Raw genomic sequence first — 26,875 nt, 5'->3', positions numbered from 1 at the left:
TTGGTATGATGGAAATCCTTCTCACTCACCCGCCTTGACTGAAGTTGACGGTTCTCGTCGCCACAAAACTTATCGGAGGTGTGTAATGCTTTATTTCTCACTTGCTTCAAAAGCGTATGCGCGCAACCTGCAGTACCGCGGGGCCCATATGCTGCACAACGTTGCAAGCGCCCTGTTCGGTTACCTGTATGCCTGCATCTGGATCGGCATCGGCCAGGACAGGCCGCTCGGCGAATACGGCGTGCACGGGATGATCGGCTACATCGCTTTTACCCAGGCGTCGCTGTGGATTTCCGGATTTACGACCAATGGGCTGGGCATTCCCCAATCGGTCAGGACAGGCCAGATCTCGCTTGATCTGATGCGCCCGGTTCATCTGTTCGTTCATTTGATGTGCCGGGAATGGGGTCAAATCGCGTACCAGTTTGTGTACAAGTCCGTTCCGATCTATCTGCTGTACGTCCTCGTATTCTCCCTGTCGCTTCCGCAGCAAGTCACCACCCTGCTTCTGGCACTGGCCGGTTTGGCTGCGGCCGCCTATTTATCGATCTGCATGAATTACATCATCGGGGCTACGGCCTTGTGGACCACGGAATCCAGCTGGCTGTATTGGATGAACCATGCCCTGATCAATCTGCTGGCAGGGTTCTTCATTCCGGTGGAATGGCTGCCGCGCTGGCTGCAAACGGTTTCCTGGATCTCCCCCTATCCTTACCTGCTGTACGTACCGACCCGGATTTACCTCGGGTTTGAGGATGCCTCCCGGCTGCTGGGCTCTCTCATATGGTGCGTACTGATGACGCTGGCTTGTCTTGGCGTAACGGCGGTCGTTCGCCGCAAGGTGGAGGTGCAGGGCGGATGAACATTCGGTATTGGCTTCATCTGTATTTCGTATTGATCCGGTCCAGCGTCCGCAGCGGGATGCAGTATAAGATGAACTTTCTGCTGGGGACGTTTCTGGCCGCCGGGATCCAGATCGCCGAGTTTCTCATGATTGCCATCGTGCTGAACAAGTTCGGCGCGGTGAAAGGCTGGTCGCTCTATGAAGTCGGCTACCTGTTTGCCGTCATGACGCTGTCCAAGGCGCTGTACCGCAGCTTTGCCAATGATGTTCATCATCTCGAGAACTACCTGACGTCAGGCGACCTGGATCAGCTCCTGACCCGGCCGGTCCCTGTTCTGCTTGCCCTGATGTCACAAAACTTCCGGATGATGCCGGGGGAACTGCTTCAGGGCGGGTTTATTCTGACCTGGGCGCTGCACGGGATGATGCAGGCCGGGCAAATTACCTGGATTGCGGTTCCCTTCACGTTTCTGGTGATCCTTACGGGAGCAGCCATCCTGTTCTCCATCGGTCTCGCCACCGCTACTGCCGGGTTCTGGCTGACCCGAATCAACGAGCTGCAGACGCTGACGGAGGACGCCTCCCAGACCGCGGTCCGTTACCCGCTGGTCTTGTATCCTGTCTGGCTCCGGTCCATCCTTCTCGTCGTCATTCCCGTCGGTTTTGTCAATTATGTACCTTCACTGTTTATTCTGCGCGGGGAGCTGGGCGCCTGGGTCCTGCTTGGCATCGTCCTGGTGGCGGCAGTCTGCCTCTTCGCCAGCATGAAATTGTGGACATTCGGCATGTCCCGTTACCAAAGTACCGGAAGCTAGAAAGGAGAAGATCGATATGGGAATCATGACAGAAGCAGCTGTACGAACGGAGTTGGAACGGTCGGCGGATCAGGATCGGCCCCAGCCGATGATTGAAGCCAGGGGGCTGCACAAGCAGTTTAAAACGCCTGTGGTCAAGGAGGGGAGCTTCGCGGGCATCCGCACCTTGTTTACACGGGAATACCGCGTCAAGGAAGCGGTTAAAGATATCAGCTTTACGATCAACCAGGGGGATTTTATCGGCTATATCGGGCCGAACGGTGCGGGCAAATCGACGACGATCAAAATGCTGACCGGCATTCTCCATCCGTCATCCGGGGAAGTCCGCATCGCCGGGGTCGATCCGCATCGGCACAGGCGACGCGTCGTCAGCCGCCTTGGCGTCGTCTTCGGGCAGCGAAGCCAGCTGTGGTGGGATCTGCCGGTCAAAGACTCATACGAAATATTGGCCCATATGTACAAAGTTGGGGACAAGGAGCGGGACCTGCGTCTCGGACAGCTGTCCGAGCTGCTCGGCCTGGGGGAATTTTGGACGACGCCGGTGCGCAAGCTGTCCCTAGGACAGCGGATGCGGGCCGACATCGCAGCCTCGATGCTGCATGATCCGGACGTCCTGTTCATGGATGAGCCGACGATCGGCCTCGATGTCACCGCCAAACGCAGCATCCGCGATTTTCTGAAGACGCTGAATACCGAGTTCGGCAAGACGATCCTGCTGACCACCCATGACATGGACGACATCGAGCAGCTCTGCGAGCGCGTCATGGTGATCAACCACGGGCAGCTCAGCTATGACGGGACGATCGATGAACTTCGGGAGAAAATCGGTCTTCCGACGACGATCCGGGTAACTTTCGCTGGAGCTTGGTCCATCCCGCTACCGCCAGGAGAGGGCCTCCAGCTCCCGCTGGAAGTTCGCCTCCCCACCGGGGAAGCGTTCCGCGTCGTCGAGACCGGACCCGATTACGTCCGGGTTGAAGCGAACCGCCAGCAGATCCGTGCGGTGGACATTCTGCGCGAGATGTCCGCATGGGGCGAAGCAGCCGACATCCATACGGAAGAGCCGGCGTTCGAGGATGTGATCCATAAAGTTTACTGAGGAAGCAGGGAAACAGCAAAGCTGAACTGCTGGGCCTGCTCCTTATTCACAGCCGGCCCTCTGCCGCAGAGGTGCCGGCTTTTGGTATGTATCCAGCCCATCCATCACTGATAGATGGCTTGGACGTTACCGGCGGCAAGCTGCATGAGATAGGCCCCGTATGCATTTTTGTTCATCCGCTCGGCAAGCAGAGTCAGCTGCTCCCGATTGATGTATCCTTTGGAATAGGAAATTTCCTCAAGGCAGGCCACCTTCAGACTTTGCCTCTTCTCAATCGTCTCAATATATTGGGAAGCCTCCAGCAGCGACTCATGCGTTCCCGAATCAAACCACGAAAACCCGCGGCCCAATATTTCCACACGCAGCTGTCCACGCTCCAGATACATCCGGTTAATATCGGTAATTTCCAGCTCTCCCCTGTCCGAAGGTACGATTTGCTTGGCGTAATCCACAACGTTCCGGTCATAAAAGTACAGTCCGGTTACCGCGTAATTGGACCTCGGCACTGCCGGCTTCTCTTGAATGGAAACGGCCCGCCCGTCTGCATCGAACTCCACCACGCCGAATCGGCCGGGATCCTGTACATGGTAGCCGAAGATCGTGGCACCCTGCTCGCGCTGAACCGCCGTCTGCAGCATTTCCGTCAGTCCATGGCCGTGGAACAAATTATCTCCCAGAATCAAAGCCACGCTGTCCCCGCCGATGAATTCCTCGCCGATGATGAACGACTCCGCAAGCCCGTTCGGATGTTCCTGCACCGCATAAGACAGCCGGATTCCGAGCTGCTCACCTGTGCCGAACAGCTCTTCAAACCGGGGAGTGTCCTGCGGCGTCGATATGATCAGAATATCCCGGATTCCCGCAAGCATAAGAACGGACAACGGGTAATATATCATCGGTTTGTCATAAATTGGCAGCAGCTGCTTGGAAATGATTCTGGTGAGCGGATACAACCTGGTGCCGCTGCCCCCTGCCAAAATGATGCCTTTCACTTGCGAACAACCCCTCTCTCTACCATCATATGATCTGCACACCACAGGACATCCCTTGATTATGGGTTCACACTAACGATATTGCCGCTGAAATCTCTCCAATTTGCGCCGTCGTAATAGACCGGCTTTTTCCGAACGGTATCGTAGTAGGTGTCGCCTTCTACCGGGGTTTTCGACACTTCGGTGCTTCTTTTCAAATTGATGAACTTATCCTTCAGCACGACCTCCGCGTACTTACCGTTGGAATTATTCGGTTTACCGCGGTAGAACAGCCTTCCCGTTTGGGTCTGATAGCTGAAAAATCCCGGTGCATAGTCTCCGGACGGGAACCCGGAGGTGCTCTTCTCATCCAGAACGAGCGGGGTCAGCATCGTTTTATCGTATCCTTTATAAAACAATGCCCGCTTACTGTGGTTATACCATACAGTTCCGGGGTCCACCCCTGTCATGACACCGTTGTTGACGTCGCCCGGCAAAGACGAAAACCGTACGAAAGGGGTCCGTTCGGCAATTTGGTGCCCGGCCCAGGCCAAATCGGCTTCCACATGGTCGTCAATCAATAAATTTTGGGGATTGATATTGCCCCGGATCAGATGGCGGCCTTCCACTACAGAAATGGCTTTTACGATATTTTTTCGGCCGGGTCTCGTGTCCATCAGCAGATTCCCTTGAATCAGGCAGCAGTCGGCATTGAACAAATTAATCCCGCAGATCTGGTCATGATTGGTCGCGGGGCTCAGGTCAAGGTTGTTCCAGTTCAATATCCGGTTGCTCGTGATGATGATATTCTGGCACCGGGACTCCGCATATTTCGGTCCGTTGACCAGTGCAATCCCGGAGGTAGGCACATTCTCGATCGAATTGCCGTCGATGATGACGTCCTTCGTCGCGAAAATGTTGATCGCCCCGAAGCTGTACTCCTTCATCGCGGGCGCGCTGATGCTGTTCCCCTCGATCACGCCCTGCCTGACGCCCCAAAATTCGATCCCGTTATACCGGTTATTGATGCAAATATTGTTTACGACCGTTATATCATAGGTTTCGTATTGTTTGGAAGCAAACGCCGTAATCCCTTCCTGCCCGTTCCCGATCACGATATTGCCTGCGGCAATGTTGCTGAAGCAGGCCCGGGACTCAGCGTCCGCAATCCCTGTATTGGTGTCGAAGCAGATGCCCTGACCGCCACAGTTTTCCACATAGTTATTGACGATTTGGCAGTAGCTGGAGGAGGAAATATTGATTCCCGTATTGCTGTTCGGATCTGCGCCGTTGAACAAAGTCTGATTTCGGATCTGGTTGCCCTGAACGAGCATACGGGTACAATCGTTAAGGTATATGAATCGTTCGTCCTTATTGGCGGACTCCACGATGCGGTTATCCATAAGCTGTCCGTCTTCGGACTGGTAGATATGCCATCCTTCCACATTTTGACGAACCCGGAGGTTCCGGATGACGAAATCCGAACAGGATAGGATGTTCAAGCTGATGGGCCCTTCAAGGTCGGCTACCTCGAATCCGGCTGCTCCGGAAGCGGTCAGTTTTGCATCCTGACCCGCGGTAAACGGCTCCAGTACAGCGCCCTTCTCTCCTCTCAGCTTCATACGGTTCTGAAGCTTGATTTCATTGACCTTGTACGTTCCTGCAGGGAGTACCACGGTCGCCCCCGAACCGTCCGCTGCGTTGACGGCGGCCTGAATGCCGGCTGAATCGTCCGCGTTCCCGTCGGCAGCCGCCCCGAACCACTGCGGATAATATTCGGCCAGCGCCCCTTTCACGATGCCTGAACCTGTAAAGATGGGGTACAATCCGGCCTCCACGCCGCCGTTAATGGTCAGCACTTTTCCTTGTGCGATGTTCAGCCGGGCCCCGTTCATCAAGCGAAGGGTAATGCTGGGATCCACCACCGTATCGGCCGGGATCGGATAATCTCCCGCGGGGACTACGAGCACGCCACCCCCTTGGGCTTTCAATCGGCTCAGGGCATCAGCGAAGCCTTCAGCGGCAGGGACGCTCAACCAGGTTAAACCGAGCTTGTCGGCAGTGACCGAGTGTTCGCCGATTTTGGACGTCACCACGGCCCCATCCACCAGATTGGACGTCCCCACCGAGTTCTGCGGAAGATTCCCGCCGGTCGCTTCAGCCGCCGATATGGAAGCGATTTTCTTCCCCGGCTTGGCGCGGCCCCTGTTTGCCCCCTGCCCTATCCCCTTCTTATGCCGATGCCTATCGAAAAGACGACCCATAGGCAAAACCTCCCCATCAACGAATGTCAAGTCCAATGCTATTGTATTCGGGGCAGACTTGCTTAGCTTTGGACATTTCCCTAGGGCCGCTTGCCTATTTTACCTGCCGCAGGTTCCATTTAGCCAAGTGCTGTACCCTGACGAATGGGCCCAGTTTACCTCACAAAGGTGTTGTCGTCCCTTTGGTGCGCGCCAGCCGGCTTCCGCCCGCCTGCTTCGCCCGCACATAATCGTTCCCTTGAAACAGCGTTTCGTAGGATTGCACGATATGATCCCACGAATATAAGCTCCGGATCCGGTGCTTCGCCCGTTCCCCAAGCTCCTCCAGCTCTTCGTGACTCCACGATTCAGCCTCATCAATCAGCCTGCTCAAGGCACCGGATTCATTCGAAAAATAGTGACAGCTCTCCCCTCCGACTTCCCGGTTGAATACGACGTCAAACAAAAGGTTCAGCCTCGTCGATGCCAGCGATTCCAACAGGGACGGGTTCGTTCCGCCCACTTCATGACCATGGCAGTATCCGTATGCCTGCTCCCGGATCTTCTTCAAGAGCGGCTGATCGTAGACGGTTCCTACAAATTTGATCCGCGGATCCGAATCGAAACCCGTTCTTTGCCGCAGCTCTTCATAAAACGGCTGCTGCTGGACCCCCGTCACAATGACCAGGTCCTTGGCGGTGCCCGACTTCATAAACTCGCGGATCATCAATTCATAGTTGTTCTCCGGAACGAAGCGGCCGATGACCAAATAATATCCGTATTTGGACAATCCGAACCGGTCCATCCAATCCGTAAACCGGTGATCCTCATCGTCCAGCGGCGACGGTGTCACGTCCGCCCCGTAGGCGATAAAGGTGGTATTCGGCTCATACCGGGCGTACATGTCATGAATGTACTGCTCGATCCCGCGGGAATCGCAAACGAGAAGGTCCGCGTGCTTTACCATCAGCCGCTCGGACCACTTCCAGTAGCGTTTGACGGGTGCGCTCCATTTTCCCCGTTTCCATTCATGACCGTCAGGATTGACGAACACAGCAACCCCCAGCTTTTCGAGCTGCCTTTTTAGAATATAGAAAACAGGGCCGATCCGGCAGGCCAATACATAAACGATGCTGTTCTCAAGCCGATGGGTTTTAATATATTTCAGGCACTCCAGCAGGCTGAGCACATCGTAGACGACCGCCCTTGCGCTCCCCATCTTCGGTGTGTGCACCGGAAAGCAGCGCGCATCCTGATACATAAATTCCTCTGCTTTGCGGTCGGACAGGCAGGCGACATGATACGTTGTATCCCCGTCGGTCTTTCTTCCGGTCAGCTGGTCGACGAAGGTCTCAAACCCGCCGTACTTCGCCGGTATTCCTTTCGAGCCAACGATAAACACATGCTTCATTTGACCACGACCTCTTCTCCGATTTGAAGATACCATTCATAGATATCCTGGGCATGACGCTGCATGGACAAGTCCAGTTCGCTGTTCACGATGCTGCGGTTCGCCGCGGCCAGCAAATGCCGATTGGCCAGCAGGTGTGAAAGACGGTGCGCCAGATCCGCGGGATCAGGCTCAAAAATCCATCCGTTGACTCCGTCTGCGATCATATCCTTCACGCCCGCCTGTCTGGAGACCAGCACCGGTACCCCGTGCGACAGCCCTTCCAGCCCGACGAAACCGAACGTTTCCTTCCATATGCTGGGGACGATCAGCAGATCGGTTTCCGCGAAAATACCGGCAAGCTCATCCGGTTCGTAGCGGCCATGAAAGGTGCAGTGTTCGGCAGGTGGTGCCGATGCCGGGATGCCGTCATTTCCGTAAACGTGAAGGTGCCAATAGCCTGAATGGGTATCCGGCAGTTGATCCAGCGCCTCCTGCAGCAGGAAAAATCCTTTATAGCGGTCAACCGGACCCAAATAAGCGATGCGCAGGGGTTTATCCGCGGAAGGAAATGATTTTAAGACTCTCCGGTCGGCCATATGCCGGTGGCGGATGGACAGGACTTTTCCTTTCACGTTCAGGTAAGCCGTAAAAATCTCCTTGGCCACCTGGCTGTTGAAATGAAATTCGTCGATCATTTGATACATTTCCAAGTAATAGCTTCTGAGCTCTTTGTATTCGTTGGCCCGTTCCGGATGAATCATAGGCTTGGAATCCCCCGCTTTCCTAGGCATATGGCTGGAAGTGCTGGAAGTTCGTTTTTTCACGGCCCTGCGGGCCTTTTGCAAAATCCGGCTGTTTTTCAAGCGCCTGTAGCTGTAGGACTGCATCATGTAGATCATGTGCGGCGAATACGCATGCTGGTTGCAGGAAATGCAGCTCTTTCCCTGGTCAAAGTCGTCGCAGTGGTCTCCTGCCGCATTCAGGAGGTTAACCTTGGGGCAGATGCCGAAGTAGTCGTGCGACGTATATACCGTCCGGATTCCCAGCGCTTTGGCCGCCTCCAAGAGTTCTTTATGGATTCCCATCAAAGTGTGAAAATGGATCAGATCCGGCTGTACTTCCCGGAGCAGCTCAAGGAATACCTCCGGATCCCCGGCTCGGGAGAATGCGGGTGGGCGGCCGATCCCTCCCAGAAGGGGAACCGGAAGCGGATTGAGGATCTCGTATACGCTGATGCCCTCATACGGAGGGTTTGGCTTTGTTTTCATTTTTCTGGACCAAGTATAACGCCCCGGATACAGCAGGCTGACTTCATGCCCCTGCTGCAGCTGGGACAGCATGAGATCGACGCTGTATTTCGTCAGTCCGCCTGTTCGGTATGGGGGCAATCCGAGGGTGACATGCAGCAGTTTCATGACTTCAACTCCAAGGTCCCCGTGCTCTGAACGCCTGCGGCGGGCAGATTCTCAGCGGGAACAGGATTTGGGCTGCGGCTGTGCCGAAGCAAATAGGGATTGGCTATGATGCCATACACAATCCAATTGACCGGGTTCGTAAAATATCCGCCGGCGATTTGGTAGCTGACAATAAAGAAGAGAAGCGCGTATTTCAATATTTTTTCTTCCGGACGAACCGGAAGGATCAATGACAGGAAGAAGACTGCGAGGAGAAGGAGCATCAGCCATCCTCCCTCGGCCATGGCGTACATGAAGGAGTTGGAGATGACATCCACCAGCCCGAAGCCGGCATAGGCGTTATGGATCGTGTCCGTGTTCAGGTTGCCGAAACCAATGCCGAAATAATGAGTGTCCATCAGCATCTGTTTCATGACGCGAAAGCTGACGTTAAACCGGTAGACGACCGACCCGTCATTTCCGTTCACGATATCGTTAAAGCGGAGATAGAAGCTGTTATTGCTGTTCACGACCGCCAGCACACTAAGAACCGCCAGAAAGATCAGGGCAATCAGCCCGAGCACCCGGACCGTGCTGAGGTTTTCCTTCAAATAAAATAAGTACATCACGACACAGGCCAGCGACAGGCTGAACATCCCTCCCATGCCGGCCGAAAGCACCACGATGACCAGATTCGCGCCGATCAGCGCAAAGTGGAGAAGATTCCTGGACCCTGATTTCTCCCGCAGGGCAAAGAAAACGAGCAGCAGGACCAGCAAGGCGGCATGAAAAGAGGCTTCGCTCGGTTCGAAGTACAGGAGCGACAGCCTCGTTTTTTGATAAATATTGACCGTTTCGTCCAATCTCCACAGCCATTCCGTTTTAAACGCCAGGCTGACGGCAAGAAGGAATACATGAAGCAGGGAGGCATAGACGGCCATTTTTCTCCATACCGGTAATGGAATGTTCGATTCCTTGATTTGTATGAATAAAAAGACGTTCAGAAAGATTTTCGCGACGTTAATCACCAGTCTTGGAATCTCGATCTGGTCGTTCAGCACGATCTGCAGCAGCGCATACAGGACGACAAGGTAGATGTAACCCAGTGCTTTGACCGTCAGCCGTTTGTTTTTATAGATATCCGCGAAAATCAGGACAAGGCTGAGAAAGTACAACAGGTCCAAATTGGCGGACAGCAGTTCATGCAGCACGTAGGAACACGACAAAATCAGCGCCATTTTATACCCTCTTTACTCTTTTTTGCGTCGCTCCACGAATGTGCTCCCCGATCATGGCCAGGAGCTGGTCCGCCTGGTTCGTACGGGAAAAGGCTGACCGGCAAGAGAAATCGAACTCCTTGGCGATCAAGTCCGCCAAACCATCGGCCACGGAGTCCCGGTGATGGCCCGCGCAGATGCCGTACCGGCCGTGGACCAATTCCACCAGCTCCCGGTCGGCCGTAACGGCCAGGATCGGTTTGCACGCCCCGATATATTCAAAGGTTTTGCCCGGGATGGCATAATCGCTGCCCTTGGTATGCGTAAGAATGACCGCCACGTCCGCTTCTTTCAGCAGAGACGCCGCCGCCTCATGCCTGACGCTTCCTACGATCTCCACCGTAACCCCGTCACCTGTCATGTTCACATTGGATAGATCCCTGGCCGCCTGCTGGTCAAGCAGCCCCGCAACTTTCAGCTTGATCCGTATGCCGGTCCTCTCGTGAAACAGCTGCAGCCCCTCGATCAATGCATGTATATTTCGTCCTTTATAGATGGAGCCAATATGAGCCATGGTCAGCTCGCGAACATTGTCGGAAATACGTTGATATACGCAGTTTTGGAACGGTTCCTCGTCGTAGCCATTGCGGATCAGCCGTATAGACGGCCGTTCCTGCCCAAGTTCATAATGCTGCCGGATCCCATGCGACACGGCCACAATTGCGTCGGCCAGCCGGGGGATCATTCTTTCCGCCCTGCGGTAGGCCAGACGGGGCTGACCCTCCCCGATGTTATGGTTGATGATGTCCCTGATCTCGAGCACTACCGGAATTCCAGGCGATTTGCGTTTGATGTGGTCAATGATATACAGTCCGTACACATCCGGTATTGTCAAAAATACGGCTGATACCTCGTTCTGCTCCAGGCATGCGTCCAGCTCGCGGAAGAGGCGGATGTTCATGCGCCTGAAAGCATAGGAGCTGTATTTATAGTTCCTCCATGCCGTGATCGTCCATTTGTTTCTGAGCGCACCTTCAATAAGCTGCTTGATTCCCCGGCCGGAAGGCTCCCCGCCAACCATCGTCTGCGTAAAGGTACTGCTGGGCGTATCGTATTTGTAATTGACAGCGGCAAACCGGCTCGGCGCCGGACCGCATTTCCGGTCGTTCACGACGATCAGGCGGTATTGTTCCATAAAATGCTTCATCAATCCGGCATACCGGACCGATGCGACCACCGGCGCGCCTTCGATATAATCCGAGATGACGATCATTGTCTGCTTCATCTGATTTCACCTTCCCGAATGAAATATTCCCCTTTCATGACCGGAAGGTTCGCAATCCCGGCTGTTACCCGGACTGCCGTGCCGTCGGGCAGCAGGATGCTTGCAGGATTGGACGAGTCCAGCTTCAGCGAGAGAATGCCGCCGTTTCCGTATCTGGATTCGTGTTCGAGGGTAAACATCCTTTCCTCACCCGGATAAGTCACGACCTGCACGTGATCCCGGAGGTTCACGTAATCGGCAAGCTCCGACCCGGTGCAGTACCATACGTTTTTCCCTTCCAAATAACGAAAGATCGCCTGCAGGCTGCCGCAGTCGTCAAAAATGTTGGGGGACTGCCTCTTCCCGTCGTCGCGCGCGGGGGAAATATGCTCCTGAATCCCGATGACCAGCCTGTTCTCCAGCAAATAATCCAGCTCACGGAGCTTCCAGCGGCGAAGCGGCGTCTTTAAGAACCGTTTGGCCATCCCCTTCAAGGAAGCTTCCGGCCGGTAGATCCCATTCAACAGCCCTCCGTCCACCGTCGAGGGAATGTCGATGACACCGCCTTCGCCAAAGCGTTTAATATCGTAGTTGGTGAGCGGATCTGGATCCCCGCCGCTGATCCGTTTCATCGCAGGGTCTCCCGCCCCCCGGTTCCAGTATCTGCACCACCAAATGAACCCCGCCCGATCAATGCTTTCATCCGAGCGATCGTTGCCGGCGTACCCGCAGTATTTGCCGCCTTTCGGCCTTTCGCCGACGGCATCGGCATAGACCGATATCCCTTCCAAGGTACGCTCCAATGCTTCTTCGGCGCTTTCGAACAGCTCCCATTCCTGTATAAAATCCTCCGGATTCGGTCCCGTCCGGCCATGGGTCGTACCATGATAGGCGAGTTCATAGCCCGGGTGCCGGTGAATGCCGCGAAAGAAAGCCCTGCTCTCCTCGTCGGCGTTGATCGGGCGGGAGGTTTGCCTGCACACCGGATGATCGGACATACCGGCCCGGACCCCTACCGGAACAAAGAAGGTGACCTTGACCTGCGGAAAATGCCGCAGGATTTGCTCATTCAAGTACCGGAAGGATGAGTTTTCACCATTTTTGCAGTATCCCCAATCCTCCTCCAGATCGGGAATTCCGTTATGGTTGACGTCCACCCACGTATTGGCCAGATCATCGATCATAAAGAAAACAGGCGAATCGGCGCCGTTAAACCATTTGCATTTCTCCAAGTGCATGATGATTTTCCCCTTATCCCTTTCCTTCACTCTGCTGCATCAGGAATGCACAGCGGTTTTCCGGTTCAGGTACTTCAAGATTCCCTTCCCCTTTACCAGCATTCGGTACAGCCTCGTGTGAAGGCGGTCATTGTTCCACATTTGCAGCGAATACATGACGGTAAATTGATTGGTCCACCGGAACTTCCACGGGTACGAACCGGCGCCCAGATCGATGTCCGTCACCTGCCCCTGCTCGATCAGCCGGCGGATCGTTTCCAGCATCAGCACGTCGAAGACGCCGTATTTCGCATAATCGGGGGAATACCCGGTATTCCAGCCGTACAGCTTTCCCCTGTGCAGAAAAAACAGCTGGTAGGCGATCATCACGTTCGAATCCTTAAGCTCGAGGAAGGACGCAATGACCTGGTCGTTGTTCATAAATACCCGCTTGTAAAACTCCTCATTCTTTTGGTCTTCAAACAGGCTTCTGCGGTCGATCCTTCCCCTCTGCTCGTGCAGATATGCCTTCTCCTGCTTGTGAACATTGGAGATCCGGTCATAAATATCACCGCTTTGCCGGCAGTCCACCATTTTGAACTGATAATCGGTCTCCTGCTGGAGCTTTCTCAGCTTCTTTTTCGCCTTGACATTGATTCCGCTCGTATCCCACCCGGCTGCGGTATCCCATCCGCCGATCCGGATGCTCGGACAGGAGGTGAGGTACTTGATGCTCGGATTGTACCTGTCATGGCGCAGTAAAAAGTGAAGCAGCGACGTGTCGGTTGCAAGGTGCGTCAATTCGATTTTGTCCCACAGGTCGGAATGGTCCTCGATGGCTTTGAAAATTTCCTTGATAATCGCAACCGGACTGCCCTTCTGGGAATGGAGGATAAAATTGAAATAATCGCCCTTCCCCATAAAGCCGAGCACATGGCATTTCACAATTTTTTTATCCACCGTACGGATGACAAGCGGAGCGATGCCGACCATTTCGTTGTCCCGGCTGCAGCAAATAATGAACAGCTTGTTGTTCCGGTCCTCTCCAAAGGTCAGCCACCATGCGTAGTTATATTGAAAGGTGCTGTAGTAGGTCAATTCGTCGTCCAGCTCCTGCAAGCGCTCCCAATCCTCTTGTATGCTAAGGAATCCATCGGTATCGGTAACAATTTTTATACTCATGGTTCCAGTTAAACTCCTTTATCCTTGAGTCAGCTCGGCTGCCGGTAGACATTACAGCATGATTTCGATCATTCCGGTCATGATGAAAGCGGTCTGAAGCATCGTTTTGAATCCGGACAAAAACCGGTACAACCGGCCCCTGGCTTTCAGCAGATTCCACATCTTGAACGTATAGTTTACGTTGAACCGGCTGGTCCATTTAAACTTCCAGGCATAGCTGCCCGCCCCGCAGTCGAGCCGCTTGCCGAGCTTCTCCTTGAACAAATGCTCCAGCGTTTCGATCATGAGCACGTTGGCTAGGCCGTGAAAAGTCGAATATTCGGGGGCGTAACCCGAATTCCAATCGTACAGAACATCTTTGTAAAGATAGCAGATGCTGTAGTTGATAATCTCCCCGCTTTCATCCTCAAGCATAAAGACGACCACCTGCTCGTTATTGCGGAAAAGACGCCTGAGAAACTCGTCCGTGTACTCGTTTTCAAACAGGCTCCGCCTTTCGGACCTGCCTTTTTCGGTCTGCAGGTACTCCTTCAGCAGCCGGTGAACCCGGGCTACCCGGTCGTAGATTTCCGCGTTCTGCTCACCGGTGACGACCTTGAACCGGTAGTTCACCTGTTTGCGGAGCTTATCCCGCGTCTTTTTCATTTTGATAAAATCCTTCGTTTGGCTCAACCGCTCGTAGGTCTCATGCTCCCTGATCGGAATCACCGGACAGGATGTAAGGTACTGCACATGTTCGTTATACTGCTCATGGCGAAGCAGGTAGTGGAGCAGCTGCGACTCCTGCGTCAGATGGGTCAGCTCGAATTTGTCCCAGAGGCTGTCATGGGCGTGAAAAGCGCCGAACAGCTCCTTCAGAATTTTGATCTCGCTTCCGCTCCCCCTTTCGAGCAAAAAGGTGAAATAATCCCCCTGACCGATAAAGCAAAGCGTGCTGCAGCTGAACAGCTTGCTCCGGTCACGGCGGATCATGAGCGGTGCGATCCCCACAACCCTGTTGTCCAGGAGGCAACACACGATAAAAAGCCGTTTGCCCGGGTCCTTGGAGTGGGTTTTCCACCAAAAATAATTGAACTGAAACGTACTGTAATAGGTCGCATCCGGATCCTGAAGCTCCAACCGCTCCCAGTCTTCCTGAAGGCTTTGAAACCCCTCCATATCGGTCACAATTCGGGTATTCATAGCTCGGATTGGACTCCTTTCATGGACATATTGGACTTCTGCTTGAGCACCTGCCGGATCATCCCGCCCAGCTCCGCCCGGGTCACCAGCTTGCACAGCAGGCATAAATAAACGAACCCGCAGCAGAGAATTCCATTAAACAGAATCTCCAGCAGCACGGAATGGATGACCTGCATCAAGACGAAATAAATGCCGTAAATCGGCAGGGTAACGGACAAGTACTTGTACGGAAACAGCAGGCCGAGCCCAATCGAATAATACTTGGTGCCAAACCGGTAAAACAAATAATTCGAGGCCATATAAGCGATCACGGTGGATATGGCCGATCCGTACAGCCCAAGAAGCGGAATAAGCGCCAGGTTGCAGCCGACGTTGATCAGGGCGGCCGTAATGATAATGATCGAGTACAGCTTCATTTTTCTGGCGATATGGAGCCCCAGCGCATAGAAATCCGCCGCACCCGCCAAAAAATAAGAAATCGCCACGATCGGGATAATGTAGTTCGCATCCCGGTATGCCTCGGTGGCGACCAGCTGCGTGGCAATGTTGGCAAACAGCGAGAGCCCGAGCACGCACAGCCAGCCTACGAAGTTGTACAGCCTGAACATTTTACGGATCTGCTCCGGTCCGGCCGTTTCCTTGTACATGGCGTATTTAAACGGCGTGAATACGGACATGAACGGGTTGATGAACACCGGATTGATCAGCATGCCGATTTTGTATCCGATGGAATACACCGCTACCGAAGACAGGTTCAGAAAGCCCTTGATCAGAAAACGGTCGCTGAGGGACAGAACCCATGCGGAGACGTCGCCGATCATCAAACCCGTGCCGTAGCCGAGCATCATCCGCAGCTTCCGGATACTCAGCCTGAAACGGTACTGCCGGATATGAATGAGAAAAAGCAGGACGAATACCGTCAAGTGGCCGAAGAGCTGGGCCTGCAAAATACCGAGAACCCCCATCTTCAGCACCAGAAAAAAGTACAGCGCGTAGACCAGCGTGAACACCACAGTTGCGATTTGGATGCTGCTGGCGAGCAGCGCCTTAAACTGCATCGTGTAGTAGCTGGTATAGATCAAGTTATGACAGGCCAGCACCGAGCTCATCACGACATAGGGAATAAACAGATGGGTGGAGTCCGAGAGCTGAACGAACACATGGGGATAGATCCAGGGATTTACGGCCCATGTCACGAGGATAAATGCCAGCCCCCACAGCAGGGAAAAATTCACCGCCGTATTTCTCAGCTCCAGCTTGTTGTCGTATTCATGGTAAAACCGGACCATACCCGAATATACGCCCAGCGTAATCCCGAGCGCCAGCAGCTGTTGAATGCTGAGAATGATGTCATATTGTCCGTACTGCTGCTGGCTTAAGTTGCGGGTGTACAGCGGGATGAGGATCAGGTTCACCATTTGGGTCATCAGAGAGGAGCAGAAATAGGCGACGCCGTTGGAGAGAATTTTTTTATTTTCCATAGACCTCCACAGCCGGCTTGCCACTCGGCGATTCCTTTCCTGCGATGCTGGAATACACCTGGATGAGCTCCGCCGCGTAGTCCCCGACTTGAAGGTTCTGCAGCTGATCCTTGTAATGCGGATAGCGGTCCATGATGTCGCTTACTTTGGCGGTAAGGTCCGCCAAGTCCCGGGAGCGGAACACGACCGTCCCCTCCGGCCGCCTGCATACGTCGCTCGCCGCGCAAGGAATGCGACCGTGCAGCGACTCCGCAATGGACATACCATAACCGTCCGTGTTCGTCGGCCGGATGAATAAGTGGCTCTTCTTCAGAATCGGATAGAACTCCGTATCGTCCACTTCATAGAACATGACATCGCCGCTGAGGCCGTGCGCGTCGAGCTCCCGCCCAAGCCTCATGTAGTGGCTTCGTTCCTCCCCGGTTTGTGCGGAAACTCCCATGACCGCAATCAGCAGCCGGATCCGCCTGCCGCGTCCGCGCAGTTCCTTCATCAGCTGGATCAACAAATCGAAGCCGTACAAATCCTCACCGCGGTAAAACCGCACATAGCCGTTCGCACAAATCGCAAAATCCGCTTCTTCCAAAAACGTGTACACCTCGGCAGGGATGGCCCTGGCCTCCTCTGCTCGTTCCGGCGGGTGAATATATGCCGGGATCGTTACGACCCGGTCATGACGAAATCCCAGTTCGCGCAAGAACCGGGTCGTGTCCTCATTGACGCATATGATCAGGTCGATGCTTTTCAGGCTGCGCAGAAGAATCCGCCGCCTCAGCGGACCGGCATGCCGGATCTGATCCTCCAGATTGACGCCGTGAACCGTGAGGATGATTTTTTGGCCAAGCCGCTTGTACAGCCCAAGCAGACTGCGTAGCCGTGGGTCGATCGTATGGAAATGAAGAATGTCCCCCTTCAGAAAAGGGATCTTGAATAGAAACCGCCGGTATCGGTTCAAAGGATGGACGTGCGGGCTGCGGGCCGCGCCTTTGGCTTCGTTATAAATCTCATAATCGATGCCCTGCTGCTCCATGACAGCGGACAAACGGCTGAGATGGACGGATACGCCGCCGCGCGGAGGCGGTAGCGGACCGATGAATACGATTTTCATGGAAGGATCACCTCGTTCACTTGAGCTGCTGCGTTTGATTACGAAGTCAACATGTGCATCTGCTGCGATTTTATTTCCAACGGATGCGGGTGCTAAGCCCTTCCGGACGACTGCTTCGAACCCGGATCAACCGGCTTGCGCGCCGCACGCCATATCGTTCTGAAACCCAGGAATCTTCCAGCTGGATGGCGGACGCCCCCTCAAAACTCATATGTATCGTTACTCCGGCTTGTCGTATGAGGACGATGCCATCCGTTTGGGCTGCAGCGGCACCCGGTGCCAGCATGAATGAAGCTGTAAATTCCCGGATCTCTTCCGCTCCTGGTGACACCGGATCCAGACGGTCGGACAGCGTCAGTTCCCCCTCATGAAAATCAAACACGCGCCGATGGATGACGCCGCACTTGCCGGCATAACCTGAATGACTGCCTGCGAAAAAGCCTTCCCTGAACGCATCACAGCGCGCGAATGTCTGCTCCCGCATCAGAAACAGCTCGTGTTCATCAAAATCGTTTTGCTCATGCCCGCCCACTTGAACGGTGTTATGCATGCCCGTACTGCGGAACAGGTTGCGCAGCCGGTAATCGGCGGAGTAAATATAAGCACCCGGATCGACAAAGATGTCCTGGCCGGACACCTGAAGCTCAAAGCTCAGCTGGTCGTTATGGCTGTGGGCCCCATGGCCGTGGAAAGACAGCTCTCCGCAGCGCACCAGGCAGTACGCCGAGCTGCTGCGCAGCACATAATACCCGCCGTCCGGATACGCCGCGCTGGGGCGGCTCGAGGGCGCTCTCTCAGGCGCTGCATAAGGCCGGAGCGTGGACAGCCCGGCAATCCACATCGCTTCCTCACGGTGCAGGCGTCCGGCGGCGCGGAAATCGTCGCGGTCAAACAGCTCGCCGGCGACGGCCAGCATATGGCGGCAATCTGCCGGTGCCCACCGGCCGTAACCGGACGCGATCATCACGCGTCCGTCGTCCGCGTCGCCGACGACCGGCGTTCGCCCATCCTGCTTCATGAGGTCCAACATGAACTCGTGCATCTTCTCGAGCCGCTTCATGTAATCCGGCGTGAATTCTATCCCGTTGCTGCGGCACCAGACCGCGGGCAGAACAAACAGCTCGGCGACGAGCCGGTGATAGGAGGTGGAAGCCTCGTAGTTCGATCCGTCCGCGTTCACCTGCACGAACATTTCCCGCTCGGTTTCCCGTATGCCGTAAGCGAGCCACTCTTTGGGGCTTGAGCCGCTTATTCCTTTGCCGCGCACCTCTATATCCCCAAAATAAAGGCCCAATCCGATCAGTCCGGCGAGATTGGACAAATAGTGGTTTCCCGTATGCTCGCCCGTGTTTTCCAAATTGTCCATAATAAAACCGCCATGCCTGTACAGCGACGCATGAAGCCGGTCCCAGAACGCTTCGGGCAGCGAAGGGCTGTCCCGGAAAAAATAGATGCCCGCAATCCAGTTGACGGCACGGATCGCCACATCCATCGCGCAGGTCCAGTTTACCGACATTTCGGGTGGATTCTCATGGATCCAGTCATCCAGCTGGGCTTGAAATTCTAGCGCATACGCCTCTCTGCCTGTCAGCCAATAAGCTTTCCCCAGCGTAAAGACATGCTGAAAACGCGAAAGCTCCCAGGGAACCTTCACGTCAGCCCGGTTCGATAGATCGACCGTTCGAATTCGTTTATAATACCGGGGCTCCCAGCGGAATCCCGTCTTGAAGTCTTCGTGCCAGGGAAGCCGCTCTCCGAGAGTCACGGGACCCGATCCCAGCAGATCGAACTCGTGGGCGCAGATCCGGTCCGCCTGCCGGATAATCTCCGTATCGGCGCCCCCTTTGCGCAGCAATTCTGCATACCGCTCCTTATCCTGCGGATCGAACAGGAAGCGGCCGCGGCTTCGGAATCCGCTGAACAGGCTCGGCTTCAGCACGGCCGGAGCCAGCCTGTGCCGGATGCTGAGATAGGCGGTGCGCGTTTCATCAAGCGCTTTTTCCGCGACCTTGGCCGCCGCCGCATGCAGCGGCATCCTGCGCAGCTTTTTCACTTTCATCATCAGCGTGGACATCAATGCACCCCGACCCGTTCCCGGGGCGATTCGCTGAAGAAGCCCCTTGTATCGATCACGATTTTTTCCTGAAGCAGGTTGCGGTCCATGTGGGAGAAAGCGTCGTGATTCACGAGCAGCAGCACGATATCCGCCTTGCGGACCGCCTCCACCGTTTCAATCAGCTGAACCCCGGCTTCCGCAAGCGAGGCCGGCAGAAGCTGGATATGCGGCTCCACAGCATAAATGTCCCCGATCCGGGCCTTCGCCAAATGCTCCACGATTGCAAGCGCCGGGCTTTCCCTCAGGTCGTCGATGTTCGCCTTAAAAGAAAGTCCCAGGCAGGCAATGACCGGCGACTTCAACCGTTTGGCCCGCTCCGTCACCTTATTCACCACGTATCCGGGCTTATAGTCGTTAACGATTCTGGCGGTATGAATCAGCTTGGCTTGCTCCGGCGCCGCATGGACGAGAAACCATGGATCGACCGCGATGCAGTGTCCTCCCACGCCCGGTCCCGGCTGAAGAATGTTCACCCTGGGATGGTGGTTTGCCAGCCGGATCAATTCCCACACGTTGATGTCCAGCTGGTCACAAATGAGAGACAGCTCGTTCGCAAAAGCGATGTTGACATCGCGGAAGGAATTTTCGGTCAGCTTGGCCATCTCCGCCGTTTTGGCGTTGGTTTCCAGAATTTTTCCGCTGACGAACTGCTTGTAAAAGGCCACGGTTCGCTGGGTGGACTCGATATCGATCCCCCCGATAATCCGGTCGTTTTCCACGAGCTCGCGGAGGATTTGCCCCGGCATCACCCTCTCGGGGCAATGGGCGACATAGATCCGCCGGGCGGCCTGCTGCGGTGATCCGGACACGGTCAGGTCCGTGCGGGCGTCCAAAATCGAGCGCGCAACCATCTCGGTCGTCCCCACCGGACTCGTAGATTCCAGGATAACGATGTTGCCCGGCCGGAGGAAAGGAGCCACGGAAGCAGCCGCCTGTCTGACGTAAGACAAATCCGGCTTCTGGTTCTCCTCGAAAGGGGTTGGAACAGCCAGAATAAATACATCGGCCTCCTCCGGTTCTTCCGAGACATGCAGCTGTCCGCTCTGGATGGCCGCCTTGACCATAATGTCCAAATCCGGTTCCACAATATGAACCTCGCCCTGGTTAATCAGCTCGACCGCATGCCGGTTCGTGTCCACGCCATGCACTTCAAAGCCTTTAATCGCAAGCAGACTGGCTGTCGGCAGTCCGATATAACCCAGCCCCACGACGCAAATTTTTTTGACCATAAGTCCGCCCCTGCCTTCATTTCAAATGGTAATGACCTTTCTTTCACCGCTCATACGGCTGATCAGGCACGCTGATCCCGGTCAAATCTTCGGTTCCACGTTCTCGATTTGCAGAATCCGGTCCAGTTCCCTTAAAAGGGGCGTCCGAAGTTCTCCCTTGCGAAGCGCAAACTGAATAGTGGTCAGAATGTACCCGAGCTTCTCGCCGACGTCGAAGCGCTCCCCTTCGAATTCATAGGCCAGACAGCGATGCTTGACGATCAGCTGCTGGATGGCATCTGTAAGCTGGATCTCTCCGCCATACCCGGCTTCCTGGTGTTCCAGCAAGCTGAATATTTCCGGGGTGAGCACATAACGGCCCATAATGGCCAAATTCGACGGCGCCTCTCCTGGAGCGGGCTTTTCCACCACTCTCCGCAGCTCAAAGGTCCGTTTGTCCGTGTCGTGAATCGCACTCGGGTCGATGATGCCGTACCGCGAGGTGTGCTCGGACGGCACCTGCCCGACGCCGACGACGGAGCAGCCGTGCTTTTCGTACTGGCGGACGAGCTGTCCGATGCAGGGCGCTTCCGCGCGGACGATGTCATCACCGAGAAGCACGGCGAAGGGCTCGTCACCGATAAAATTCCGCGCGCACCATATGGCATGACCGAGGCCTTTGGCTTCCTTTTGCCGGATATAATGGATCTCTACGGCCGACGAACGCCGAACCATCTCAAGCACGTCCAGCTTCCCTTTTTCCAGCAGGCTGAGCTCCAGCTCGAAGGAGTAATCGAAATGATCCTCAATCGACCGTTTTCCCTTGCCGGTGACTATAATGATGTCCTCGATTCCCGCCTCGATCGCTTCCTCCACGATGTATTGAATGGTCGGCTTGTCGACGATGGGCAGCATTTCTTTGGGCATCGCTTTGGTTGCCGGCAGGAAACGGGTACCGAGTCCGGCAGCCGGGATAATGGCCTTTTTCACTTTTTTCACTTGAATAAACCCCCAACTTCATAATGTTGTATCCTTCGGTTTTATGTTTTCTTCTGTTTATCAGGATGAAAGGATGAGCTATACCGCCTGCAGGCAGCATAGCTCATGCTTCCATCCGAAGCATGAGCGTTACTCGGGCATTGAACCCGACCTCACATCACACTCTCGACGATAAACGTCTAAGGTATCCGAATACCCACAGCATGATCGAGTGCCTACCCGTGATAAAGGTACAGTAGACATGACCTGTAAAGACATGCTTCTTTAACACGTGGCTTCCTTGATACCCGAGAGATTATTGATGGCCGTAATAACGATACTGGTTAGCCTCGGACTTACTGTATTTTTTCTGATTCAGAACGACGCCGAGAATCGTTGCCTTCGCCAGCTCCAGCTTCTCTTTCGTTTTCTGAATGTACTCCCGCTTGACCTTGCCCGATAGAACAACGAGGATCACCCCGTCGCACACGGAGGAGACGATCAAGCCGTCGGCGACAGCCATCACCGGTGATGTGTCGATGAGGATGATGTCGTATACGGGCTTCCAGCCGTCGATCACTTCCTGCAGCCGGTCCGAAGATAACAGCTCCGTCGGATTCGGAGGAACCGATCCGGCGGTGACCAGCGACAGGTTCTCCACCACGGTCGTCTGTACGACATCCCCGAAAGCGCATTGTTCGGCGAGAAGATTCGAGAGTCCAAGCCGGTTCGGCACGTTAAAAATGCTCTGCAGCGACGGGTGCCTGAGATCGGCGTCGATCAGCAGCACGTTTTTTCCTTCCTGGGCATAGGCCACCGCCAGATTGCTGATCGTCGTCGATTTCCCTTCCCCCGCCTGGGTCGAGGTCACGGCAAGTACCTGCAGCTTTTGATTCCAGCCGGAAAACTGGATGTTGGTCCGAATGTTGCGGTACCCTTCCGAGATCGACGACCTGCGGTTGACGTTCATGATCAGTTTGTTTCTATTGGCTGACTGACGCATACTTTTCACCTGCCTGTTGGTTGGATCGGGCGGTCGCCCGCGTTCGCAAGTCCCGTTTTTTCATTTTCCGGATCGCGCCCAGGGTTGTGAGCTCAAGATACCGCTCCACGTCCTCATCGGACTTGATCGTGTCATCCAAGTACTCGATAAACAGCACTACGCCAACGATGATCATGAACGATGCGGCAAAAGCGATGGCGATGTTAAGGACAACATTCGGGCTGACCGGATCGGGAGCACTCGTTGACAAGGTGCTGTCCAGAATCGAAATATTGTCCACTTTCATGATTTGGGGGATTTCATGCTTGAACACGAGCGATACGGCGTTTACGATCTCTTTGGCATGCTGGTAGGAGGCATCGCGGATTTTCAATTCGATGATTTGCGAGTTTTGGGTCGTCACGACTTCGACCCGGTCCATCAAGTCCTGCGCGGTCTCATGCAGACCCGGGTACTGGGCGACGACCTTCTCCATGATGGAAGCGGAGCTGATAATGACCTTATAGGAGTTGATCAGCATAATGTTAGAATTGATTTCATTAATATCGAGCGTCGGTTTTCCCTCGCTGTCCAAATTGGACTTATTGACGATCATCGTGCTGCTTGCTTCATAAACCGGCTTCATGACATAGATGCTGTAGGCACCGGTGCCGGCCGAGCACAAAACGACCACCAATACGATCAGCCAAAGACGCTTTCTTAACATTTGCAGCAGCAGCTTGAATTCCATAATCCTTCCCCCCAATTTCATCGAATGGTTGCCTCCGCTCTAGACGGTGGGCTGATGAAACGTTCCGATCTCCTTTCCGCTGATGAGCTGCACCGCATGTTCCTCCAGGCTCCTCCGAAAGCCTGCTCCACACAGCTTGTCGATGATGCCAAGCCCTTCCTGTGCGTAAAATTTCCGCCGGACCGTGTTGTGCGCATCCGTTCCTATCAAATGGACCAACCGGTGTTTGCACAAGTAAGCAGCTGTGCTCTGTACCGATTCCCCAAAAAATCCGGCAAGAGATTGGGTCGTCACCTGCAGCAGGACGCCGAAGTCCCGAATCCATCCCGCCACTTGATCGGGCTGATCGATAATCCCCAAATTCCGTTCCGGATGGGCAATGACGACCCGAAGATCGGCCCGCTTCATGAAGGCAAGAAAATCTGTAAAATACCCGGGTACCTTGCGGGAGGGAAGCTCTACGAGTAAATAGCGGCTGCCGGCAAGCGTCTGGATCCGGCCGCGCCGGAATTCGGTGGGATAACGTTCGGTAAGGTGGTACTCCTGTCCAGGGAGCACCTTCAGGGGGATCCCGGCGCGTTTGAGCCTGGCGTTAAACAGCTTCACGCGGCGGTTGATTTTTTTGGCGGAGTTCAAATAATGTCTCTCTCGGTGGTGCGGGGTGGCGATGATCGTCGTAATCCCTTCTTCCACTGCAGCCGCAGCCAAGCGAAGTGCTCCATCGATCGTTTTCGGCCCGTCGTCCACAGCCGGCAGGATATGGCAGTGTGTATCGATCATACGTATCAGCATCCATCCCTTTGATTTTTGAAAAACAGCGCAACATTATGTATCATTAAATACGGAAGCTCGACAGAATATGCACTGGTTCCGGCTTCCTGGTGTAACAGATGGTGACGAATTGCGTCTTTATTCCTGGTATTGGCTTAATCTATGAATAAAGATTGACTTTCCAAGAGGAGAATGAACCTGTTTTTTTGGGTAAATCGGTTCAAAAACAGTTTGCACTATTGACGACACTGTTAATTTACGATACATTTTGTATCATGTCAAGCGTTATTTAGCAGGTCCAATTGCTCACGCATACCCGGGTATCCAAGGGGGGAAAGAAATGAATTACGGCAACCGAATATCAGAGCTTAGGGAGCAGAGGAAATTGACTCAAGAGGCATTGTCCATATCCCTTGGGATCAGCCGGGCGGCCTTGTCCCACTATGAGAAGAACCGCAGGAAACCGGATTTTGATACGCTGTCGAAACTGGCTGATTATTTTCAAGTCTCCATAGATTATTTGCTTGGACGGACAGAGGCAGCCGCGGCGGACGAAAATTCGGATACAGCCAATCCGGCTGATTAACGGACCTGATGGTAACACGAACTTTAGTCCTATCCTCTCTGACAGGCATATACACGTGACGCCAAAACGTGTATAATACGATAGCAAACATATGTTTGCCTGCAATCATCCTGATGTCAGTCAGAGGAGGAGAAATGAAGGGTTCGACACATCTCGCTATAGGCGTAGTGATCGGTGCTGCCGCCGCAGCCCATTATCCGTTTACGCTGAAGCATGCAGCGATGTACATCGCGGTTTCCGCCTTATCAGCGCTCAGCGCAGACCTCGACGGCCCCAGCATGCTCAGTTCTACCCTCGGCCGGTTCTCGAAATGGCTCAGAGAATGGCTGTACTGGTCCGGGCTGCTGCTCGTGATCGTCCTGGGGTACCTGTATATCGCTAAGGGGAGCTTTTATCTCGAATATTCCATCTTGGCGCTCGTCCTGTTTCTGCTCGGACTGATCATTAAAGACGGCATGATTCGTAACGTGCTCGTCAGCCTGATTGGCTGCATATTGATTTACGCCGGAATACATAACGCCATGGTCTGGATGTCCGGACTGGGTGCATTTGTGGGTATCGCCCCTTGGCTCAAACACCGCGGCATGACCCATACCGTCTGGGCGGTTTGGCTCTGGGCATGGATCAGTTCCGGACTGGAGGCATACCTCAATCTGGAAGGGATCATGCTCGTATCCACCGCCGGGTACTTGTCCCATCTGATCGCCGATTCGATGACGCCAAGCGGTGTAAAGTGGCTGTATCCGCTCTACAGGAAATCCTTTAAACTTCCGTTTAAATAGCCTCCGCAGTTAGACGATCCAGCCTTGTACCGGAAAGCTTCTGTTTCATCAACCAAGCAGCGTCAATTTAGGTCTCATAGCCGGCATAAAGCCTCCTGTTATTTGTCCGCCTCCTGCACCTCTTTTTATGTGGGTAAGACAAATGTCACGGGAGGCTTTTGTTCTGTCGCTTGAGCCGGAAAGTGGGAATATGATGTATACGATTCCACCTTTTTCCGAATACTTTTAACTCGGAGGACTCCCGAGGCGCGATATTGTCGTGTCATGCGGGGGTTATCTTTGTCCGCGAGGCATGTTTTGGCGTAATAAGAAATGTTTATTTTTGGTTATATAAAAAGAAATAAACCTAAGAATGGAGCGAGGAGACTGGAGTCCGTGGCCAGCAAATCAATATTGGCGGTATGGGTCAGCCTCATCAGCAACGTCTTGCTGACCCTTCTCAAAATCATCGTCGGGCTGTTATTCGGCAGTAAGGTTCTCGTAGCCGACGGGATTCATAATGCAGGCGATGTCGTGGCGACGATCGCGGCACTTACCTCGGCCATGGTATCCCGCAAGCCGGCGGATGAAGATCATCCCTACGGTCATGGGAAAGCCGAAGCGATCGCATCGGGCATCGTGGCGATCATTCTCGTCATGGCGGCGCTGCTGATGGTGTATAAATCAATCGAATCGCTGTTCGTTCCTCCAGCTGAAGCCAGCTGGATCGCGCTTGCGGCCGCGCTGGTTTCCCTGATCTGGAAGCAGATCCTGTACATGTACTGCATCCGGATCGGCAAGGCCGAGAACAGCCGCAGCCTGATCGCCACGGCCTACGACCATATCGCGGACGTCTACGCTTCCGCAGCCGCGTCCATCGGGATCGGCATTTCGCTGATTGGCGAAGCCTATCATATCCCCTATACGGAATACGGCGACCCGGTGGCCGGGATTATCGTATCGTACCTGGTGATCCGGCTCGGGTACAAAATGGGACGGGAGTCCGTCGACATTCTGATGGACAAAAACATCACGAACGAGCAGCTCGCCATGCTGAGCTCGATCATCTACTCCGTTCCCAACGTGAAACGCGTCGACAGCATTCGAGCCCGGGAGCTCGGCAACGCCATCATCGTCGACGTCAAGGTCAGCGTTCCCAACCATCTCACCGTACAGGAAGGGCATGACGTCAGCCGGGAAGTGAAAAAAACGATCATGGAGCGCATGAAGCAGGTGGCCGACGTCATGGTGCATCTGAACCCATGGTACGATGACGGACAAGAGGCTGTCCCCGCCAGGCCGAAGTAGCCTG

At 54.4% G+C, this 26,875-nt stretch carries 22 protein-coding genes and 1 pseudogene; 6 read left to right on the top strand and 17 right to left on the bottom strand.

What is annotated here, in order from left to right:
• Positions 1-85: 85 nt before the first annotated feature.
• The 3 genes from MKY74_RS14545 (at position 86) to MKY74_RS14535 (ending at position 2,758) form a co-directional block, all read left to right on the top strand.
• On the top strand, positions 86-862 hold the full coding sequence (locus MKY74_RS14545; RefSeq protein WP_076168481.1) for an ABC transporter permease: 777 nt from the start codon (positions 86-88) through the stop codon (positions 860-862).
• Positions 859-1,659 carry an ABC transporter permease gene (locus MKY74_RS14540; protein WP_076168484.1) on the top strand — a complete coding sequence of 267 codons (801 nt, stop codon included), beginning with the start codon at positions 859-861 and terminating at the stop codon, positions 1,657-1,659. Before MKY74_RS14545 ends, MKY74_RS14540 begins: the two co-directional genes overlap by 4 nt.
• Before the next feature lie 88 nt (positions 1,660-1,747).
• The gene (locus tag MKY74_RS14535; protein ID WP_076169572.1) at positions 1,748-2,758 is read left to right on the top strand and encodes an ABC transporter ATP-binding protein; all 1,011 of its coding nucleotides are present in this window, start codon (positions 1,748-1,750) and stop codon (positions 2,756-2,758) included.
• Positions 2,759-2,862: 104 nt separating this feature from the next.
• Here MKY74_RS14535 and rfbA read toward each other — a convergent pair whose 3' ends face one another.
• The 17 genes from rfbA to MKY74_RS14450 all read right to left on the bottom strand — a co-directional run bounded on the left by rfbA (position 2,863) and on the right by MKY74_RS14450 (position 24,225).
• Complete coding sequence (rfbA, locus tag MKY74_RS14530; protein WP_076168487.1) at positions 2,863-3,750, bottom strand: glucose-1-phosphate thymidylyltransferase RfbA; 888 nt, start codon at positions 3,748-3,750, stop codon at positions 2,863-2,865.
• Between the two features lie 59 nt (positions 3,751-3,809).
• Positions 3,810-5,993, bottom strand: a complete 2,184-nt coding sequence (locus MKY74_RS14525) for a right-handed parallel beta-helix repeat-containing protein (protein WP_076168494.1) — start codon at positions 5,991-5,993, stop codon at positions 3,810-3,812.
• A 160-nt stretch (positions 5,994-6,153) separates the two neighbouring features.
• Positions 6,154-7,383 carry a beta 1-4 rhamnosyltransferase Cps2T gene (gene cps2T / locus MKY74_RS14520; protein ID WP_076168496.1) on the bottom strand — a complete coding sequence of 410 codons (1,230 nt, stop codon included), beginning with the start codon at positions 7,381-7,383 and terminating at the stop codon, positions 6,154-6,156.
• Positions 7,380-8,780: a glycosyltransferase gene (locus MKY74_RS14515; protein ID WP_076168498.1), complete on the bottom strand. Its 1,401-nt coding sequence runs from the start codon at positions 8,778-8,780 to the stop codon at positions 7,380-7,382. Before MKY74_RS14515 ends, cps2T begins: the two co-directional genes overlap by 4 nt.
• Positions 8,777-9,997: an O-antigen ligase family protein gene (locus tag MKY74_RS14510; RefSeq protein ID WP_076168501.1), complete on the bottom strand. Its 1,221-nt coding sequence runs from the start codon at positions 9,995-9,997 to the stop codon at positions 8,777-8,779. The genes MKY74_RS14515 and MKY74_RS14510 overlap by 4 nt, the downstream gene beginning before the upstream one ends.
• 1 nt (position 9,998) lies before the next feature.
• Complete coding sequence (locus MKY74_RS14505) at positions 9,999-11,261, bottom strand: hypothetical protein (protein WP_076168503.1); 1,263 nt, start codon at positions 11,259-11,261, stop codon at positions 9,999-10,001.
• Positions 11,258-12,478, bottom strand: coding sequence for a hypothetical protein (locus tag MKY74_RS14500; protein WP_244169202.1), 1,221 nt, complete (start codon positions 12,476-12,478; stop codon positions 11,258-11,260). Before MKY74_RS14500 ends, MKY74_RS14505 begins: the two co-directional genes overlap by 4 nt.
• Before the next feature lie 39 nt (positions 12,479-12,517).
• Complete coding sequence (locus MKY74_RS14495; RefSeq protein WP_076168505.1) at positions 12,518-13,639, bottom strand: GNAT family N-acetyltransferase; 1,122 nt, start codon at positions 13,637-13,639, stop codon at positions 12,518-12,520.
• 51 nt (positions 13,640-13,690) lie between these two features.
• A complete protein-coding gene (locus tag MKY74_RS14490) occupies positions 13,691-14,821 on the bottom strand; it encodes a GNAT family N-acetyltransferase (protein WP_076168508.1) in 1,131 nt (376 codons plus the stop codon).
• The gene (locus MKY74_RS14485; RefSeq protein ID WP_076168511.1) at positions 14,818-16,302 is read right to left on the bottom strand and encodes a lipopolysaccharide biosynthesis protein; all 1,485 of its coding nucleotides are present in this window, start codon (positions 16,300-16,302) and stop codon (positions 14,818-14,820) included. The genes MKY74_RS14490 and MKY74_RS14485 overlap by 4 nt, the downstream gene beginning before the upstream one ends.
• Entirely contained in the window at positions 16,292-17,410 is a 1,119-nt protein-coding gene (locus tag MKY74_RS14480; RefSeq protein WP_076168514.1) for a glycosyltransferase, read from the bottom strand. Before MKY74_RS14480 ends, MKY74_RS14485 begins: the two co-directional genes overlap by 11 nt.
• A 70-nt stretch (positions 17,411-17,480) precedes the next feature.
• Complete coding sequence (locus tag MKY74_RS14475) at positions 17,481-19,484, bottom strand: heparinase II/III family protein (RefSeq protein ID WP_076168517.1); 2,004 nt, start codon at positions 19,482-19,484, stop codon at positions 17,481-17,483.
• Entirely contained in the window at positions 19,484-20,755 is a 1,272-nt protein-coding gene (gene wecC / locus MKY74_RS14470) for a UDP-N-acetyl-D-mannosamine dehydrogenase (protein ID WP_076168520.1), read from the bottom strand. Before wecC ends, MKY74_RS14475 begins: the two co-directional genes overlap by 1 nt.
• An 81-nt stretch (positions 20,756-20,836) precedes the next feature.
• Entirely contained in the window at positions 20,837-21,733 is an 897-nt protein-coding gene (gene galU / locus MKY74_RS14465) for a UTP--glucose-1-phosphate uridylyltransferase GalU (RefSeq protein ID WP_076168522.1), read from the bottom strand.
• A 295-nt stretch (positions 21,734-22,028) separates the two neighbouring features.
• A complete protein-coding gene (locus tag MKY74_RS14460; RefSeq protein WP_076168525.1) occupies positions 22,029-22,715 on the bottom strand; it encodes a CpsD/CapB family tyrosine-protein kinase in 687 nt (228 codons plus the stop codon).
• Positions 22,696-23,445, bottom strand: a complete 750-nt coding sequence (locus tag MKY74_RS14455; RefSeq protein ID WP_167372847.1) for a YveK family protein — start codon at positions 23,443-23,445, stop codon at positions 22,696-22,698. The genes MKY74_RS14460 and MKY74_RS14455 overlap by 20 nt, the downstream gene beginning before the upstream one ends.
• A gap of 39 nt (positions 23,446-23,484) precedes the next feature.
• Complete coding sequence (locus MKY74_RS14450) at positions 23,485-24,225, bottom strand: tyrosine-protein phosphatase (RefSeq protein WP_076168530.1); 741 nt, start codon at positions 24,223-24,225, stop codon at positions 23,485-23,487.
• A 331-nt stretch (positions 24,226-24,556) separates the two neighbouring features.
• Here MKY74_RS14450 and MKY74_RS14445 point away from each other — a divergent pair.
• The 3 genes and pseudogenes from MKY74_RS14445 to MKY74_RS14435 form a co-directional block, all read left to right on the top strand.
• Positions 24,557-24,760 (top strand): annotated as a pseudogene (locus MKY74_RS14445) (helix-turn-helix domain-containing protein); the annotation flags it as partial.
• Positions 24,761-24,936: 176 nt separating this feature from the next.
• The gene (locus MKY74_RS14440; protein WP_076168532.1) at positions 24,937-25,584 is read left to right on the top strand and encodes a metal-dependent hydrolase; all 648 of its coding nucleotides are present in this window, start codon (positions 24,937-24,939) and stop codon (positions 25,582-25,584) included.
• Positions 25,585-25,950: 366 nt separating this feature from the next.
• Positions 25,951-26,871 (top strand): cation diffusion facilitator family transporter, encoded by a 921-nt coding sequence (locus MKY74_RS14435; RefSeq protein ID WP_076169574.1) that lies wholly within the window; start codon positions 25,951-25,953, stop codon positions 26,869-26,871.
• The last annotated feature ends 4 nt before the right edge of the window (positions 26,872-26,875 follow it).

Source organism: Paenibacillus sp. FSL R5-0378 (assembly GCF_038009285.1).
Lineage (GTDB): Bacteria > Bacillota > Bacilli > Paenibacillales > Paenibacillaceae > Paenibacillus_AQ > Paenibacillus_AQ favisporus.
The sequence above is the reverse complement of the archived record's forward strand: the minus strand, read 5'-3'. Positions and strand labels throughout refer to the sequence as shown.

Excerpts from the sequence above, each read along its gene's own strand:
- MKY74_RS14545 (WP_076168481.1), top strand. The coding sequence starts at position 86 with ATGCTTTATTTCTCACTTGCTTCAAAAGCGTATGCGCGCAACCTGCAG.
- MKY74_RS14540 (WP_076168484.1), top strand. The coding sequence starts at position 859 with ATGAACATTCGGTATTGGCTTCATCTGTATTTCGTATTGATCCGGTCC.
- MKY74_RS14535 (WP_076169572.1), top strand. The coding sequence starts at position 1,748 with ATGATTGAAGCCAGGGGGCTGCACAAGCAGTTTAAAACGCCTGTGGTC.
- MKY74_RS14525 (WP_076168494.1), bottom strand. The coding sequence starts at position 5,993 with ATGGGTCGTCTTTTCGATAGGCATCGGCATAAGAAGGGGATAGGGCAG.
- cps2T (WP_076168496.1), bottom strand. The coding sequence starts at position 7,383 with ATGAAGCATGTGTTTATCGTTGGCTCGAAAGGAATACCGGCGAAGTAC.
- MKY74_RS14515 (WP_076168498.1), bottom strand. The coding sequence starts at position 8,780 with ATGAAACTGCTGCATGTCACCCTCGGATTGCCCCCATACCGAACAGGC.
- MKY74_RS14510 (WP_076168501.1), bottom strand. The coding sequence starts at position 9,997 with ATGGCGCTGATTTTGTCGTGTTCCTACGTGCTGCATGAACTGCTGTCC.
- MKY74_RS14505 (WP_076168503.1), bottom strand. The coding sequence starts at position 11,261 with ATGAAGCAGACAATGATCGTCATCTCGGATTATATCGAAGGCGCGCCG.
- MKY74_RS14500 (WP_244169202.1), bottom strand. The coding sequence starts at position 12,478 with ATGCACTTGGAGAAATGCAAATGGTTTAACGGCGCCGATTCGCCTGTT.
- MKY74_RS14495 (WP_076168505.1), bottom strand. The coding sequence starts at position 13,639 with ATGAGTATAAAAATTGTTACCGATACCGATGGATTCCTTAGCATACAA.
- MKY74_RS14490 (WP_076168508.1), bottom strand. The coding sequence starts at position 14,821 with ATGAATACCCGAATTGTGACCGATATGGAGGGGTTTCAAAGCCTTCAG.
- MKY74_RS14485 (WP_076168511.1), bottom strand. The coding sequence starts at position 16,302 with ATGGAAAATAAAAAAATTCTCTCCAACGGCGTCGCCTATTTCTGCTCC.
- MKY74_RS14480 (WP_076168514.1), bottom strand. The coding sequence starts at position 17,410 with ATGAAAATCGTATTCATCGGTCCGCTACCGCCTCCGCGCGGCGGCGTA.
- MKY74_RS14475 (WP_076168517.1), bottom strand. The coding sequence starts at position 19,484 with ATGTCCACGCTGATGATGAAAGTGAAAAAGCTGCGCAGGATGCCGCTG.
- wecC (WP_076168520.1), bottom strand. The coding sequence starts at position 20,755 with ATGGTCAAAAAAATTTGCGTCGTGGGGCTGGGTTATATCGGACTGCCG.
- MKY74_RS14460 (WP_076168525.1), bottom strand. The coding sequence starts at position 22,715 with ATGCGTCAGTCAGCCAATAGAAACAAACTGATCATGAACGTCAACCGC.
- MKY74_RS14455 (WP_167372847.1), bottom strand. The coding sequence starts at position 23,445 with ATGGAATTCAAGCTGCTGCTGCAAATGTTAAGAAAGCGTCTTTGGCTG.
- MKY74_RS14450 (WP_076168530.1), bottom strand. The coding sequence starts at position 24,225 with ATGATCGATACACACTGCCATATCCTGCCGGCTGTGGACGACGGGCCG.
- MKY74_RS14440 (WP_076168532.1), top strand. The coding sequence starts at position 24,937 with ATGAAGGGTTCGACACATCTCGCTATAGGCGTAGTGATCGGTGCTGCC.